The sequence below is a fragment of the Gracilibacillus marinus genome (assembly GCF_042651725.1).
In the GTDB taxonomy this organism is placed as follows: Bacteria; Bacillota; Bacilli; order Bacillales; family Amphibacillaceae; genus Gracilibacillus; species Gracilibacillus marinus.
This window is the reverse complement of sequence record NZ_JBHSDV010000001.1, coordinates 1,430,117-1,444,385: the sequence shown is the minus strand read 5'-3', so window position 1 is coordinate 1,444,385 and position 14,269 is coordinate 1,430,117. Positions and strand designations below refer to the sequence as shown.

The following is a 14,269-nucleotide window of genomic DNA, read 5'->3' as shown; positions in this document are numbered from 1 at the left end:
TTCACTGATTCTCACCTCCTTCAAGTTCATCTAAAGTTTGATAATTTTTCGTAATAACATACTCATCCATTCGCGGATCATCAACGCGCTCATCTCCAAATTTTTCTCTAACATCATTCCTGCTCCACGCTCCACTGGCAACCATTTTGTCAGCATTGTTAGCATTATCAATTGCACTTTTTTCAGTAACACCTCTCACTTCTATTCTATCCCCTTTTAGATAATCATTTTTATCAATTAATTTTGCATTCAATTCATCAGTTATTTTCTTTATTAATGGAGCAATACAAAATTTTACGTAGGCTTTCATACTTGTTTCATATTCAGATAATTCACCGTGAATTAAGGCGTTAGGTATACCAAGAATATTAGCAACATCATCAATTAAGGATCTTTTTAATTTAGTTACCTCTTCAATTGACTGTCCTTTGTTGTCACCGTGTGCGACTTCGTTGTAATCAAAACCTTTTAACTTTGGCACAAGTGCAACTGTGTTTTTCCTAAAAGAATAGAATAGTTTATCGATGAAATTTTGTAATTTCGATTGTTGTTCAGGATCTAATTTCCCACTTGCTTCTATTCCTACAGTTCCTCTAATCTGATGATTTCTCATACTAATTTCTATCATCCTACTAAATAAATCACCATAATCCTTAAACATTCCATCCATAAACTTTGCTAGTTTTTTATTGTTATATGTGAGGTGTATTACTTCATCCATTCGAAAGCTACGTTTAAAAGTATAATCTTTCACCGTAACGTTTTGAAATACATCTGAATAAACAGCATATTCTATCCTGTCAAAATCATCCGCAATTAGTAAATCATTATTGTCAGTTAGAATAACCAGGACTTCATTTTCATCAATTAATTTATAAATAAAATCTTGCCAAAAGTCTGCAGCTGTTTGATCAGTATTTGGTCTGACATTCAAAAGATAGTGCCAATCATTTATTTGACGTTTCCCATCATTCATTATTCTGAAATCTGATTGACTTATTGTCCTACCAATAAAATTAATATTCGTTTCTAATGCCATTTGTTTTAAATAGGCTCTGTGATGTGTTTCATTGATGAGGTCTAAATCAAACAAAGATTCTAATTCACTGTTACGCTTTAATACATCATTCAACCATCCCACTTTTTATCCTCACCTCCTTAAAAATTTAACGCATCTAATGTATCGAGTGAATCATCTATGTCTACCTCATCTTCTAGATAATTGTCCGCTTGCCATAATGCATAAACAAAAGCTATAAAACCATCTGTTTTTCTTCTTACTTCATCTTTCTTTATGAAATCTTTATTTCCATCACTTTTCACTTTAACTGCAATATTGTTTGTATTCCATCTCATTAAGGGATTATCACCAAAAATAATCTTGTGTTGAGCGAATAGCATTTCTACTCTTGGTGCTAGCTTCGCGTATATAGCGCGTGGATTTCTGATATACAAAACTGTAAATCCCTCTGCCTCTAAAGCCGTTTTTACAATGTCTAGTCTAAATGTATCTCCTACAATAATGTTCAATCCATATTTCTCACGCATCTCGCAGAAATAGTTCACCATATGTTTAATATCTATTGCAGGTCCATCTAACAAAGTTAGTAGTCCTTGTTCTTCCCATTCTTCTATAGGTGGTTTTAGGTTAGCTTCCTTCACAAAATCTCGTCTTGCATATTGATGGCTATCCCAGATATAATTATCTCCATCTTTAAACAGTACCCCGCATGCCGTGAAATCTTTAATGAATGAAAAATCAATAGCTCCAATACATGTTTGATGTTGCAACTTATCATAAGGAATTGGTTTGTTTGTAGCCATGATGTCATCCCAAGATGCAATTCTTGTTGCACTATCTTCTTGTGGTAAGTTCATTCTTTTTGCCATTAACTCTGGACGCCCTGAAGGATCGTCTTCTAAATCTAAATATTCATCCATAACGGTATCGAACAATTCTTCAGCATAGGGGCTTCTTGGTTTACTGAACATAGGGTTTGCTTTTTCCCATAATTCAGGATTATCGACTTCATTTTTATCATCCATTTTACAAATAAAAACAAAGCGATTTTTACGTTTGCTTCCACCTTTTAAAACTTCTAAACATTGCTCTATGAATTTATCAAAAAAACCACCACGGACATGACCGTTGGTGGAAATAAAAATACGTCGTCTATGCTTTACCTTTCCTAGACCAGAACTTAACGTACTGATTAATTTCATGTCTTCATATATGTGCCATTCATCAACAATAATACAACCAGGACGACCACCATCTTTAGTATTTGCATTAGATGTTTTAAAAGCGAACTCAGATAGTGTCTTCTTTCCGGTAATCTTTGTTTTAGTCCATGAGAAGAAGTTCTTCATAAAGTTTTTATTTTTCTCCTTCATGTTGAACACTTCTTTAACAGATGTTTCAGCTTGGTCTTCACTGTTCGCTACAACATCTACATTGTACCCTTCAATTCCATGACCTGGACTGATAAAATAATCTGCAAGTCCCGATATTAAACCATTCTTACCATTACCACGTGCAATGACAATCACAATATCTTTAAAGAATAATTTGTCACGCTCGATATATTTTAAAAAGATAAATGCAATAATAAATTTTTGAAATAATTCTAATTTAAAATACCATTTCTCAATATAATTAATACATTTATTAATTTGGTCTTCATCAAAATATATATCATCACGAACTAAAACTTCTGCTTCAAGTTGTTTGACTAAATCAATTCTTTCTTGATTAAAAATAATCTTACCTGTTCTCCAAGCTTGAATATACTCATTAACATATCTTTGGTGAATCAATACAAATCACTGACTTCTGGTTGGTCATTATCCTTATCTTCCTCTTTTAGTTCAGGGGCGTTAATCATCTCAAATTTTATTGATTTTTCGAGAGAAATTAATGTTTTTGTGAGACTATTTAAATCTTTTATTGCTGGGTTTGCTTTCATAAATTCTTGACTACCATTTACTGTTTTGGTAAGTACACCATGCTTGTTTATCTCTGTTTGAAGTTTTCTAATTTGCTTTACAATAGCAACATACCGCTTTATTTTATCCACTTCAACCAAATCATTTGTATCTATACGTAGTAATAATTGCTTTTCTAAATCGTTAACTTTTACAACTCTACTCACAAAAAACACCCCCCTTACTTTTTATCCCCCCTAATGTGAGTGTGGATTTTTGAAATATTTTTGGACAGCAGACTCCCCCCTTACCGGTGCCCCCGATAGGAAAAATACCGAAACCTTTTAGGTGGGGGTATCTACCACCATTCATCATTCCACTTAGGTTTCCTTCTCCACAATGAATAATCAATGTATCTGCCATGCTTCTTGTTATGACAGTTAACGCATTTAGTTTCAAGATTATCTTCATCTAGTGCAAGTTCTGGATAGTCTTCTATTTCTTTAATATGATCGACAACCAACATGATTTTCTTACGCTTAGCAGACTCACTATATTCATTTGTATCAATAGTTAATCGTCCTTGTCGCTTACACTCTTGGCATTCGTGGTTGTCACGCTGCTTAATATTCTCACGTAATATCTTCCAGTGTTTGCTGTCATAGAACTTACGCTTTTGTTCTTTTGTTTTGTATTCAGCAATCAATATCACCTCACAATAAAAAGACACCTCGTCATGAGATGTCTAATTAAATAAATTCAAAACTCTTTCATATAATAATATTATAATAAATAAAACTATAGGATAAATTGCTATCAAGACGTTGACAATAATTTCTTTTATTCTGTAATTCAAAATTTCCTTTATATGTAATATTTTTCTTTTTTCGCTTGAATTGTAATAATCAATATTAAGATGGTTTTCTTTCCCTATAATCATTTTTTCATATTCTCTATGATATTGTTTTAACATATCTACATTTATTTTATTATTTATTTTGTCTCTATCCATCTTATTTAAGAGTACATCGAGTTGTTGAAAGTTACTTTCAAAATTTCCTGCTCTTTCTTTATAATTCTTTATGTTTAAAAACATAGTAAAGAATGTTAAAGATAAAGATAGTATCAACAACATTTTCGTAGAAGTTTCTTCTAATCCACCATCTTGATTTAAATACCACACTGACAATATCAATAGTATTAGCGAATAGAAATAACTAACTTTTTCAAGATAATTATGTTTTTTTCTTAGTCTTTTTGATGCCTCAATTCTTGACCCCCTTACCTTTTTAATTCTTTTAATCAGGAAAACAAATTGCTCATCTAACTCAGATTTTTTCTGTTCGTTATTGTTGTCGATTTTTTCTTGATGTTCTACTGACTCACTCACACAATCCTCTCCTTAATCATGAGATGTCTTATCTTATCTATTCAACTTGATATAATTCAACTGGCATTGCTACTTCCAGTTCATCGCCATTAATACTTTCAAACACATAGTCACTAGGATAACCATCGGAATCACTCAGTATGACATTAACGTAACTACTTCCATCACGTCTTACGAATACATTACCGCCTCTAGGGTGTTGAGATTTAATTAAGTATCTGCCTGGTTCAAGATCTTCACCAAAATAAAAATAACCTGCACCTACTTTAATAGGTTCATCTTTTAAAGTTATGATTTCTTTTTTTAATGAAGCTAAGGTTTCTTGCGCTTCTTTAACATCACTTTCTAACTGTTCACGATTGCTAGCAAGTTCTTCTAATTCTGCAAATTCTGCTTCCTCTTCTTCCATCTGCGCTATGACTCTACCAAGATCTGCCTTAGTATCAAATAATTCTTGTTTCTTAGTTTTTAATTCTGATTCTACACTTGCTAATTCTGTTTTGAATTCCTCATATTTTAAAGTCTCGCCTTCTATATCAATTGTTTCTTCATCTCCACAAGCAACTAAAAATAAAAGACTTACTAAAACAATTAGAAGTTTGTTCATTTGTCTTCCCCCTATGTACATTTACATAGGATTTTACCATATGTTGGTTGCGATTACTATATAAAAAGACACCTCTTTATGAGATGTCTTATCGCAGTTCTCGCAATGTCACATGTAAATGCTTTTCATTTGGTCGGTACATATTAAATTCACTTTTCTCAATCTTTGCAAACTTAACTGAGTTTGAACCACCAAAATCGACAGGATAACTAATTTCGTCTGATTGAAATAAAGCATAAACTTCAGCATCGGACAATTCAATTTCTTGATTGTTTATTGTAGACACAGTTTCATACTTATCCTTGAATTCGAATTTTACTAGCAATATTATTCCCTCCTTTCTGTCTACTTATTCGACAAAAAGAGAGAATTTCCTGCCTTAATTTTTAAAAACTACATATATCCATGAAATGGTACTCACTAATGAATTTTAAAGTGATAATTAAAGCTTTCTATAAAGAATAACCTAATTTAATTATATTTATTGTTTTAAATGCTAGACTTTTTTTCGATTGCTTCATCAATTAAGATCTTATACATTAATAGTTTTTTAGCTTTTCTGGTATTTCCATAATCTATATACCAAACTCCCAAAGTTATTAATACAAAACAAATTAATATTAAGACAGCAGCGATAGTCATAAATGAAGGTAAATCTAGCAAATTCATTAACTCACTTAATTTTTCTTGCGTAATCTTTTCTTCATTCAATTTTATAGTTTGATTAAAATAACTTGTCAATAAATTAGAAGTTACAGTCACTGTGCTTATAGCTAATGTTGATATTGCGGCAAAAAAAGCTAACATCATAGGAAGAAAAATAGTTGCAACATAATTTGTATCTTTGTTTATTTCAACGATTACTTTAACTCGATTGCTAATTAACTGAAGTTCTTCAGATGAATGATGATTACATATATCATTTACAATACTTAAATCGTCCTCGATAGTGTGTTTCTTGATTGGACCATATCTTTCCTCTAAATATCTTACAACATCTTTGGACTGTCTAAAATTTCTCAATATATCACCCTTTTTTAATATCGGATGAAATATTGAAATTATAAGGAAATTTGCTAATATTTTCTTTAATTATTTTCTGTAGCAAAATCCCTCTTTATGAATAAACTCGTTAAGTTGCGTAATATTAGACTACACTAAAAATTATCTGCTAATTAGAGTGCAGACAAATATTCATCCGTAAATTCATAACATAAACCGACCAAGCGATTGTTGGAACGGTTTATCAGTTTTCTATGTTATTACTATAATCCATTTTTTCAATAGATTCTATCGCACAAACTTAAGTTAAGTTAACATGAAGTGCAAAATCAATAGTTTTCATTATTTGAGCATGTTTGTTATAGATATGTCCTGGTGTATATCCTAACTCATATGCAATAAGTGTTAATGTCTTTCCTTCAACATATTTTAAATACAATATTTTATTGTCTAATCCTTTGAATCTACTAATTAATTTCTTTGCATCATATAAATCATTCATTTTATGTGCTAATTCATGTTCGACTATCTTAATCTTTTCTTCTAAATGAGCAGCCTTTGATTTTTCATTTATTTTTACATCTTGAAGATCTCCTTGAATCCATCTACTCAATTCTTTTTTGTATCTTTCTAGCTCGAATTCTAAGTAAATTATTTCTTCTTCAATTTTTTGATAATCCTTTAACCATTCATACATTATACACACCTGCCTTAGTTATGCTGTAAAAGAGCCCCACGTAAGGCAGGGCAATTAAAGTTAGTTCAATAATTCATTGTCATCAAAATTCACATCATCTGGTTCACCAGTAGGGATATCTTCTGTACTCAATTGACCTTCTACGGTTGCTGTACCATCAGGATTTACACTATATCCTACTCCTTCGTGAATCTCTTCAAATTCCTCAATGGTCATTTGTGATTGTTCTAGGAATAACACAACACTTCTTCCAGCGAATTCATAAAGCTTTAATACTTTGCCATCGCTATCGCCTTTGACATTAAATTTAAGTACTGTTTTCTTGCTATCACGTTGAATGGATTTGAATTCAGCAGGAAAGTTTTCCACTCCACTTTCTTTTACTCCTAAAGTAACAATATCGCCTGCCATGTTTACTAGTTCGTCTGAATGATCTAGCTCATCCCCTTGTACATGAAATTCTAATACTTCTTTTTTGTCGTCCTTTTGAATCTTCTTAAACAATACGTTTAATTCTACTTTTGACATAATAGTCAAACCTCCTCGAATTTATAGTTAAATTTAATCGTTGTGACGTTTTTATAACTAGGTTAGTGCTTTATAAGCACCAGTCTAAAAACCTCTCATAATGGCTTATTTTAAAGAATTTGATTATGCGATTTTTATTTTAGTTAATACTTCTAATTGATATGGATAGTTAGCTATATTTTGGTTAAGTGATCTAGCTATTTGAGCCATGATATATGCGTCTATCACGTTATCGCTTGGATGCGTAAATTCATAATGTTCTTGCACCGCATCCATAACTGCTCTTTTCTTAGCTGCACCTTTTAATCTTTTCTTATTACCTGGTTCACCTTCCCAACCAGTTACGTTTACGAATTTCTTTACAGCGTTTGGTGCGACTTCGTAATATTTAAAACCATATTTGAACAGTTCATTTCTAATCCCGTGATGAATTCCCCCAGCAAACATTGCCTTTTGAGTTGCAAATGGAAAACCTTCAATGCAAATAATGTCTTCTTTATTCATATGCAGCATAAGGTCATGTATCAAGCTAGTCATTCTTTTCGGGTCCTTATCACCAATTCCTGTAATTTCTTTCGCTTTTAACACTTGTCCATGTTCATCTAGTGCAACAAATCCTGTTTTTGTACTTGGGTCTATTCCTACATAACGCATTCTCTCACCTCAATACTTTTTATTGCCATGCTTGTACGATCTAGATTTATTCCGTTCCATCTTGGTTTCAATCGCATCTTCTAAATCAATGTTTCTACTTCCGCATAAATCGAAAATTCTAATGCAGACATCGGCTAATTCTTCTTCAAAATTTTCTTGATCACCTTTTCTATCTGCTTCGAGTGCTTCCGATACTTCACTATGAATCAATGCTAGTAATGTTCCTGTTTCTCTTGGTTCATCATGCCAACCACTTGTTTTGGCAGTTTCATATGCTTCTTTACATAGTTGATTAATAGATTTGCTCATTATGTTCACCTTCCGTTTTAATACATTTAATACGTGCTTATTTAGTCCAATTCCTCAAACTTCTGTTTCCACCCTCTGAATAAGAGTTTGAAATCATTAATACCGATGTCACGACCTTTAGCAATAAACTGTTGCACTACTTTTCCTTGTGGATGTGTGTCGTTTGGATCATGCCATAAAAATTCAACAACATCTGCATCCTGTTCAATGGACGAGGATTCTTTTAAATGCGCTAATGTCGGTTTTTTAAAGTTCTCACTATCTCGAGTCATTTGTGACAACATCATAAAACAACACTTCATTTCACGCGCAATTTGTTTTGCTGCTCCAGTAACGTTTCCGATTGCTTGCGCTCTTGTTTCGTTTTTCCCTTGTGGTATTCGCATAATCTGCAAATAATCGACAGCAATCATTGCTAAGTCACCATATTGACGTTTAAATCTTTTGGCTGTTGCTCTCACTTCATCAATCGTCACACCTGAACTATCCTGGATAAAGATAGGTAGTTCTTGCAACAAGTTATACGCTTCTTCTACTTCTGCGTATTGATTTGGATTTAGTTCCTTTTTCTTAATTCTGTTATATGGAATCCCTGTATAACCAGAAATCATACGATCTTTCACTTGATGCTCGTCCATTTCTTGTGAATAGATTAATACTGGACCTGTTAAAGCCACACCCATTGCTCGCTGTAATAACATGGCCGTTTTCCCTACACTTGGTCTACCTGCAGAAACAAATAACCAACCTCTCCAAACACCATTCGCCCATGCATCAAACTTTGGGAAATGAGTTGGAATGTACTCCACATTCTTAGTCACAAGGTGGTTAAAATATTGGTATCGTGTCTCTTTAAAACTTTTCATTTGGCCATTTTCTTTTGGACGAAGATTTGCAATCTTAGATTCTACTGCAGCATAATAATCCTCGTCCGTTTCAAAATCTTCTCTAGATATTTTTGAAATTTCTTGCCCAATATTATCTCCACGTCTACGAATAGCCTTAGAACGAACAATATTTGCATGATGTGTTACATTTTCAGTAGTTGGACACGCTTCTGATAACTGTAGTAAATATGAAACACTCAATTGATTCTGCTTTTTATGTTGCACATATAACTCTGTAACGGTCACAATGTCTATTGGCTTGTTATGTCTTTCTAGGTATCTCATCACTCTGTAAATTTCTTGATGTACAGGATTGACAAAATCTCTATCCTCTAAAAAAGAGATGTCATCTAGAACACTTGGATCTAGAAATACGGCTCCTAGCACAGATTGTTCTGCTGATGCATTTTCAATTACTCCAGTTGAAGTCATTCGGATCCCCACCATCTGTTATAAATTTCTGGAATGCTATTTCTTTATCTCTTGGGTCACTAGATTGATTCACTTTCTTGACAGGTTTTTCATTCAAATAATTTTCAAAGTTCTTTTGTGCAAATAATGTGGCTGGTCTGATATATGCTTGCATTTTATCGTCATTCAACCATTGCTCTACTTTAACGTCTATTACATTTTTGAAATCTTCTAGTGTTCTATCTTCTGCTAATCTGCCATTAATTAATTTTCTATTGGCTTGTGATTTAGGTGAAAATCGCTTACCAGTTTTTTTGTTGAGATAATCTATTATCTCGACATATATATTATTTATATCTTTTATATCCTTTATATCTTTATTAGATGTGCCATTTTTGGCACTTCTCTTGGACAAATGTGGCACTTCTCTTGACATATTTGGCACTTCTCCTTCTTTTTCAGATGTGCCATTTTTGGCACTTCTCTTTTTGGTGAATTTCTTTGAATTTCTTACTTTATAAACTTCACCATAAGGTGTTCTTGTAGTAAGGATGTATTCATACTCTTTCAATCTAGATACATTCCTTTTAACAGTGCGTTCACTTCTTCCTAGTTCATTCGCTACATCCTTTAATTTTACTGGCTTTCCACCGAGAACAATACCGATAGTTTCATTATTCTCGGTGACTTCTTTTGTTGTTTTGGATACCAACCAAAGGAATTCCCATAATGCAGGACCTATTCTTTCAATGTGGTATGGTGTTAATATCCCACTGAACACCGGAAAAAAGAAACTATCGGACATGTTTGACACCTACTTCTTTTGCAATTCTTTTTTTATAAAATCCACCATTTTTATTGAAAAAGCTTGCCGATCAATTTCTTCATTACCAACGATTTCTGTATCTAACCAATTTTTAAGCATATAATCCACTTTCTTTTCTAAAGAACAACATGCTAGTAAATTATTGATTTCGTCCTTTAAAAGCTGTACTTCTTCTTGTAATCTTTTATTTTCATGATTTAATTGAATGTTCACTTCTTTTTGTTTATTTAATTGAGCTTGCAAAGTTGTAATCGGCTGGTATGGTTGATGTCTATAACTATTTAGACTTTTCATGTAATCACCTCTAATGTGTAATGTTGACCTGACTTCCATCCTTTTTTAGCTAACATTCTCATAGTTGTCATTTCGGCTAATGCTGGCATATTATTCTTATGAGATAAGTGTGTTAGATAAATATGTTCGCCATTGCCTTTGATTAGTTTGCATAATGCATTAGCTGTTTGTTCGTTGCTAAGGTGACCAAGATCTGATAAAACTCTAGCTTTAACAATATTCGGATAATCAGACGCTTCAACCATTGCTGGAGCATGGTTACTTTCTATGATGTAAATGTTCGAATCTTGCATAGCATCCGATATTTTTTTAGTGAGTTTGCCTGTATCTAAACAAATAGAAACTTTAAAATCGCCATGTGTAACGGCATAACCTACAGGATTTTCACTGTCATGAAACGTATCAAAAGTTTGTAACTTGAAATTACCAATTCCGATTGCTCTTCCAGATTTGAAATGGAATCTATTTTCTATGTCCACATTTTTTATCAATTGCCATTCATTTTCTGCAGCAAAGACAGGTATTTTATATTTATTGGATAATGGTAAACCTTGTACATGGTCATTATGTGCATGCGTAATAAAAATAGCTTGTATGGTATTCGGTGTAATTCCGACATCCAGTAATCTTTTTTCAATCTTAGTTTTCGCAATACCTGCATCCACTAAAATGGTTTTATTACCTGCAGTAAGTGCTATGCAATTTCCTTTAGATCCCGATGCTAAAATATCCACTTTCATTTCTTCACCTTCAATTCACTGTGGCATTTCACACATATCCTCAAATGCCGATAATAATATTCTGTGTGAGGATTTAATTCATCCCCACACATTTTGCAATCTTCTAATCTTGTATAAACAATCACTTTTGGTAATTTATACGAGTAGTTCGTCATCATCTGACGTATCTTCCGTTTGCATATTAGCCATATCTAAACTCATATCTAACAAATCAATCAATCCGATTAATTGTGCTTCTGTTGCTGGATTGCTTAATTTCACATTGTTTTTCTGAATGTACTCATTAATTCCTTTATTATCCTTGATGCCTAATTCAACAAACTTTTGTTTCATTTGTTTTTTTAGCTCTGCTAATTTATCATCTTGGTTTTTGTTAGGTGATTCTTGTGATTCCGCTTTGTTTTCCACATCGTTAGGTGTGATGTCTTTACGCTCTTTTTTATAATCTGGAATTGACTCTTTTTGAGTTTCTTCTTCGGTATACATAGCACCTAGTGTATTTGGAAATGCTTCACGTAAAGCATTCACGATAGCGACTTTTCGTATCATATTCATAGGCATGTCTTTCCAAGTAGCTTGGTTTTTGCTAAATTCTTCGTAACTAACTTTAATCTCAATCGGTTTTTCTCGATCATTACGATAGACTTTGCACCAGCCACCTAATAATTGTGCTCTTTTCGGCATAATAGCACCTGTCACTTCTTTAATTTCATCATCTATTTCATACACAATACCTGCTTCAAATCCTCCGAAATCTTCATGGGATTCTGCTCGTTTCATAAATGCTTCTTTAGATACAATGATTTGAGCAGGTTGTTGACCGAATTTGATTAGATATGCTTCATTGACGAATGGATTAAGTTGTTGATATTGGCATAAATTCATAAACATAACTACTTCTTGATCTGTAACATTCCCATTACCTCTAACTAAGTAATTACGTACTGTTTCTGGTTGCAAATCAATGGATTGACCTGCAATTTCGTATGATACATTCATTAATTGATTGTTTGTCATTATTCGTTACCTCCTAGATTAATAGTTTTGGTATTACCAGTTTCCTTATGAACAACCTCTAATCGATCATCAAGATTTTTAACGATTAACCAGTTATTCGGTTTAAGGTTTTTAGCTGCTAAGATTTCTTTATGTCTGCGCGTTGGACGTTTACCATGTTTCATAATTCTTCACCCTTAAAAGTAACTAGTTTATCTATTTCAACATTAATTTCATCTAATGTTTCTTTCATTTCGGCTAAGATTAGATACTTAATTTTATTGAAGAAACGTTCTTTATTTATCCACTGGTCGTGGTAACCAAAAATCACATAATTATCACGGTACCTAGGGTCTGTTGCCTTTAAACTATAAATATCTTTTATAGTCCCATCTTCAATCCGTTTTATGTTTTCTTGTACCTTTTCTTTCGCTTCCAGTAATTTGCTAACTGTTCTTAACACCTTCTTTTGATCCATTACTTATCACCCTCAATCTTTAGTTCTTGTCCAGCAACCACCTTAGCCATAATCAATTGACCGCTTGGTTCTTTAAACTTGGTAATAGATTCACTATTATCAACAAATACTGGTGCAATAATCTTGCTTTGTTCTGACAACACTTCTCTTAATTCAAGACCTGCTCTAATAGATTCAGAGAGTGACAACTTGCTATAATCCTTGCCGTCCATTTGGATTTCAAATGTTGGTTTAATATCTCCATTCTTTTGTTCTTTAAATAATCGAACGGATAATGTTTCGAACAAAGATTGTACTTTGTCTGCTTGTAATTCTGCTTGTTTGGCATGATAATCTTTAATACTGTCCACAATAAAAATGGCTTCGTTCAATTCTTCTAATAACTCTTTCTCTTTCAATTCAGCTTCTTCAATACGTTTTTCTAGTTGTTCCACCTGCACATGTTTGTTTATTTCCATATCAATATCATTGATTTTATTTTGGATTTCCCGAACTTCCGCACGTAGATTATCATCTACTTCAACAAACGTTGTTTTTGCTAGTTTTTCTCGTAGTTCTTTGCGCTGTTGAATTAGTGGATTCACTTGCGTAGCTACTTCCTTTACTTCATCATCTAATGCGTTTTGTGCTTTATTTTTCGCTTCATCCGTTAGTTCTTGTCCACATGAGAAGCAAGTGGTTTCAATCTCACGCTCTTTCAATCTCTTATACGTCTCTTTTCCTCTATCGATTTGAGAAGTTAAGCTATCAATCTGCATGGTGATCTTTCTAATTTCATGGTTTTCATCTGCAGCATTATCTATTATTTTTTCTTTTTCATTTCGTTTCTTTTCTAATTGATTCTTTTCTGTTCGTAAAGAAGGTAGTGGAACTAACTGCTTGTATTGTTCCATTTCTTCTTTTAGAGTTTTCACTCGCTCTTGCATTCTTATATAGTCTTTATCCTTGGTGGTTTTACTATCACGATAAAGTTTATTTAGATCGTCTAAATTATGTTTTTTCATTAAGGCTGCTAACTTTTCAGATTGTGCACCTGGTAATGCTGCAAGAATCTGTTTACTACCTGGTTCAGGCACATAACTTAATAGCATTTCACGTTGTTTTTCCCAATGTTGAGTGAAAAAGTATTTTGGATTATATAGAGATAAGAAAAACTCTTTACTTTCAAATAAGTGTTTGACTACCTCATCATATTCTCCAGCCTTACCTGGCACTTCGTTAATAAAATATTTTGTTCGCCCTTTTTTCAGTTCACGGCTCAACAAAACTTCCTTTTCTGGTAACTCAATCAGTAAATCTACCTTCGTTCCATCTGATTCATATGTCACTGGTTCAGGATCTAACTTGCTTCCAAAGGTGTCTATGCCATATAATAGCCATGAAATAGCTTCGCCAATGGAGCTCTTTCCTTGATGATTGTCACCAACTATAACCGTGCGCTCGCCAAAGTTTACGGTTATCTCTTGGTGACTTTTAAAACTCTTTAGGTTCAGTTCTTTAAATTTAATTTGCAATGTAGTTCCTC

At 33.0% G+C, this 14,269-nt stretch carries 20 protein-coding genes; all 20 read right to left on the bottom strand.

Annotation, left to right across the window (positions count from 1 at the left end; all coding sequences use genetic code 11):
- Nucleotide 1: 1 nt before the first annotated feature.
- Nucleotides 2-1,141: a phage portal protein gene (locus tag ACFOZ1_RS06760; protein WP_390197458.1), complete on the bottom strand. Its 1,140-nt coding sequence runs from the start codon at nt 1,139-1,141 to the stop codon at nt 2-4.
- A gap of 17 nt (nt 1,142-1,158) precedes the next feature.
- Entirely contained in the window at nt 1,159-2,817 is a 1,659-nt protein-coding gene (locus ACFOZ1_RS06755; protein WP_390197456.1) for a terminase TerL endonuclease subunit, read from the bottom strand.
- Nucleotides 2,814-3,152, bottom strand: coding sequence for a P27 family phage terminase small subunit (locus tag ACFOZ1_RS06750; protein WP_390197453.1), 339 nt, complete (start codon nt 3,150-3,152; stop codon nt 2,814-2,816). Before ACFOZ1_RS06750 ends, ACFOZ1_RS06755 begins: the two co-directional genes overlap by 4 nt.
- Before the next feature lie 131 nt (nt 3,153-3,283).
- Entirely contained in the window at nt 3,284-3,628 is a 345-nt protein-coding gene (locus ACFOZ1_RS06745) for an HNH endonuclease (protein WP_390198091.1), read from the bottom strand.
- A 42-nt stretch (nt 3,629-3,670) separates the two neighbouring features.
- Complete coding sequence (locus ACFOZ1_RS06740) at nt 3,671-4,315, bottom strand: SLATT domain-containing protein (protein WP_390197451.1); 645 nt, start codon at nt 4,313-4,315, stop codon at nt 3,671-3,673.
- A 37-nt stretch (nt 4,316-4,352) separates the two neighbouring features.
- Nucleotides 4,353-4,922, bottom strand: coding sequence for a hypothetical protein (locus ACFOZ1_RS06735; RefSeq protein WP_390197449.1), 570 nt, complete (start codon nt 4,920-4,922; stop codon nt 4,353-4,355).
- Nucleotides 4,923-5,010: 88 nt separating this feature from the next.
- Nucleotides 5,011-5,247, bottom strand: coding sequence for a hypothetical protein (locus ACFOZ1_RS06730; RefSeq protein WP_390197447.1), 237 nt, complete (start codon nt 5,245-5,247; stop codon nt 5,011-5,013).
- Nucleotides 5,248-5,411: 164 nt separating this feature from the next.
- The gene (locus ACFOZ1_RS06725; protein ID WP_390197445.1) at nt 5,412-5,945 is read right to left on the bottom strand and encodes a hypothetical protein; all 534 of its coding nucleotides are present in this window, start codon (nt 5,943-5,945) and stop codon (nt 5,412-5,414) included.
- 280 nt (nt 5,946-6,225) lie between these two features.
- A complete protein-coding gene (locus tag ACFOZ1_RS06720; RefSeq protein ID WP_390197442.1) occupies nt 6,226-6,621 on the bottom strand; it encodes a hypothetical protein in 396 nt (131 codons plus the stop codon).
- A 60-nt stretch (nt 6,622-6,681) separates the two neighbouring features.
- Nucleotides 6,682-7,149, bottom strand: coding sequence for a hypothetical protein (locus tag ACFOZ1_RS06715; RefSeq protein WP_390197440.1), 468 nt, complete (start codon nt 7,147-7,149; stop codon nt 6,682-6,684).
- Between the two features lie 123 nt (nt 7,150-7,272).
- Entirely contained in the window at nt 7,273-7,803 is a 531-nt protein-coding gene (locus ACFOZ1_RS06710; RefSeq protein WP_390197437.1) for a hypothetical protein, read from the bottom strand.
- Between the two features lie 9 nt (nt 7,804-7,812).
- Nucleotides 7,813-8,112, bottom strand: a complete 300-nt coding sequence (locus ACFOZ1_RS06705) for a MazG nucleotide pyrophosphohydrolase domain-containing protein (protein WP_390197434.1) — start codon at nt 8,110-8,112, stop codon at nt 7,813-7,815.
- A gap of 41 nt (nt 8,113-8,153) precedes the next feature.
- Nucleotides 8,154-9,431, bottom strand: a complete 1,278-nt coding sequence (locus ACFOZ1_RS06700; RefSeq protein WP_390197432.1) for a replicative DNA helicase — start codon at nt 9,429-9,431, stop codon at nt 8,154-8,156.
- Nucleotides 9,409-10,215: a conserved phage C-terminal domain-containing protein gene (locus ACFOZ1_RS06695; protein WP_390197429.1), complete on the bottom strand. Its 807-nt coding sequence runs from the start codon at nt 10,213-10,215 to the stop codon at nt 9,409-9,411. Before ACFOZ1_RS06695 ends, ACFOZ1_RS06700 begins: the two co-directional genes overlap by 23 nt.
- Nucleotides 10,216-10,224: 9 nt before the next feature.
- A complete protein-coding gene (locus ACFOZ1_RS06690; RefSeq protein WP_390197428.1) occupies nt 10,225-10,530 on the bottom strand; it encodes a hypothetical protein in 306 nt (101 codons plus the stop codon).
- On the bottom strand, nt 10,527-11,270 hold the full coding sequence (locus ACFOZ1_RS06685; protein ID WP_390197426.1) for an MBL fold metallo-hydrolase: 744 nt from the start codon (nt 11,268-11,270) through the stop codon (nt 10,527-10,529). The genes ACFOZ1_RS06690 and ACFOZ1_RS06685 overlap by 4 nt, the downstream gene beginning before the upstream one ends.
- A 135-nt stretch (nt 11,271-11,405) precedes the next feature.
- Nucleotides 11,406-12,287 carry a phage recombination protein Bet gene (gene bet, locus ACFOZ1_RS06680; protein WP_390197424.1) on the bottom strand — a complete coding sequence of 294 codons (882 nt, stop codon included), beginning with the start codon at nt 12,285-12,287 and terminating at the stop codon, nt 11,406-11,408.
- Nucleotides 12,287-12,451 (bottom strand): DUF6906 family protein, encoded by a 165-nt coding sequence (locus ACFOZ1_RS06675; RefSeq protein ID WP_390197421.1) that lies wholly within the window; start codon nt 12,449-12,451, stop codon nt 12,287-12,289. Before ACFOZ1_RS06675 ends, bet begins: the two co-directional genes overlap by 1 nt.
- The gene (locus tag ACFOZ1_RS06670; protein WP_390197419.1) at nt 12,448-12,744 is read right to left on the bottom strand and encodes a hypothetical protein; all 297 of its coding nucleotides are present in this window, start codon (nt 12,742-12,744) and stop codon (nt 12,448-12,450) included. The genes ACFOZ1_RS06675 and ACFOZ1_RS06670 overlap by 4 nt, the downstream gene beginning before the upstream one ends.
- Complete coding sequence (locus ACFOZ1_RS06665) at nt 12,744-14,258, bottom strand: AAA family ATPase (protein WP_390197417.1); 1,515 nt, start codon at nt 14,256-14,258, stop codon at nt 12,744-12,746. The genes ACFOZ1_RS06670 and ACFOZ1_RS06665 overlap by 1 nt, the downstream gene beginning before the upstream one ends.
- Nucleotides 14,259-14,269 lie beyond the last annotated feature (11 nt).

Excerpts from the sequence above, each read along its gene's own strand:
- ACFOZ1_RS06735 (WP_390197449.1), bottom strand. The coding sequence starts at position 4,922 with ATGAACAAACTTCTAATTGTTTTAGTAAGTCTTTTATTTTTAGTTGCT.
- ACFOZ1_RS06720 (WP_390197442.1), bottom strand. The coding sequence starts at position 6,621 with ATGTATGAATGGTTAAAGGATTATCAAAAAATTGAAGAAGAAATAATT.
- ACFOZ1_RS06715 (WP_390197440.1), bottom strand. The coding sequence starts at position 7,149 with ATGTCAAAAGTAGAATTAAACGTATTGTTTAAGAAGATTCAAAAGGAC.
- ACFOZ1_RS06710 (WP_390197437.1), bottom strand. The coding sequence starts at position 7,803 with ATGCGTTATGTAGGAATAGACCCAAGTACAAAAACAGGATTTGTTGCA.
- ACFOZ1_RS06705 (WP_390197434.1), bottom strand. The coding sequence starts at position 8,112 with ATGAGCAAATCTATTAATCAACTATGTAAAGAAGCATATGAAACTGCC.
- ACFOZ1_RS06700 (WP_390197432.1), bottom strand. The coding sequence starts at position 9,431 with ATGACTTCAACTGGAGTAATTGAAAATGCATCAGCAGAACAATCTGTG.
- ACFOZ1_RS06695 (WP_390197429.1), bottom strand. The coding sequence starts at position 10,215 with ATGTCCGATAGTTTCTTTTTTCCGGTGTTCAGTGGGATATTAACACCA.
- ACFOZ1_RS06690 (WP_390197428.1), bottom strand. The coding sequence starts at position 10,530 with ATGAAAAGTCTAAATAGTTATAGACATCAACCATACCAGCCGATTACA.
- ACFOZ1_RS06685 (WP_390197426.1), bottom strand. The coding sequence starts at position 11,270 with ATGAAAGTGGATATTTTAGCATCGGGATCTAAAGGAAATTGCATAGCA.
- bet (WP_390197424.1), bottom strand. The coding sequence starts at position 12,287 with ATGACAAACAATCAATTAATGAATGTATCATACGAAATTGCAGGTCAA.
- ACFOZ1_RS06675 (WP_390197421.1), bottom strand. The coding sequence starts at position 12,451 with ATGAAACATGGTAAACGTCCAACGCGCAGACATAAAGAAATCTTAGCA.
- ACFOZ1_RS06670 (WP_390197419.1), bottom strand. The coding sequence starts at position 12,744 with ATGGATCAAAAGAAGGTGTTAAGAACAGTTAGCAAATTACTGGAAGCG.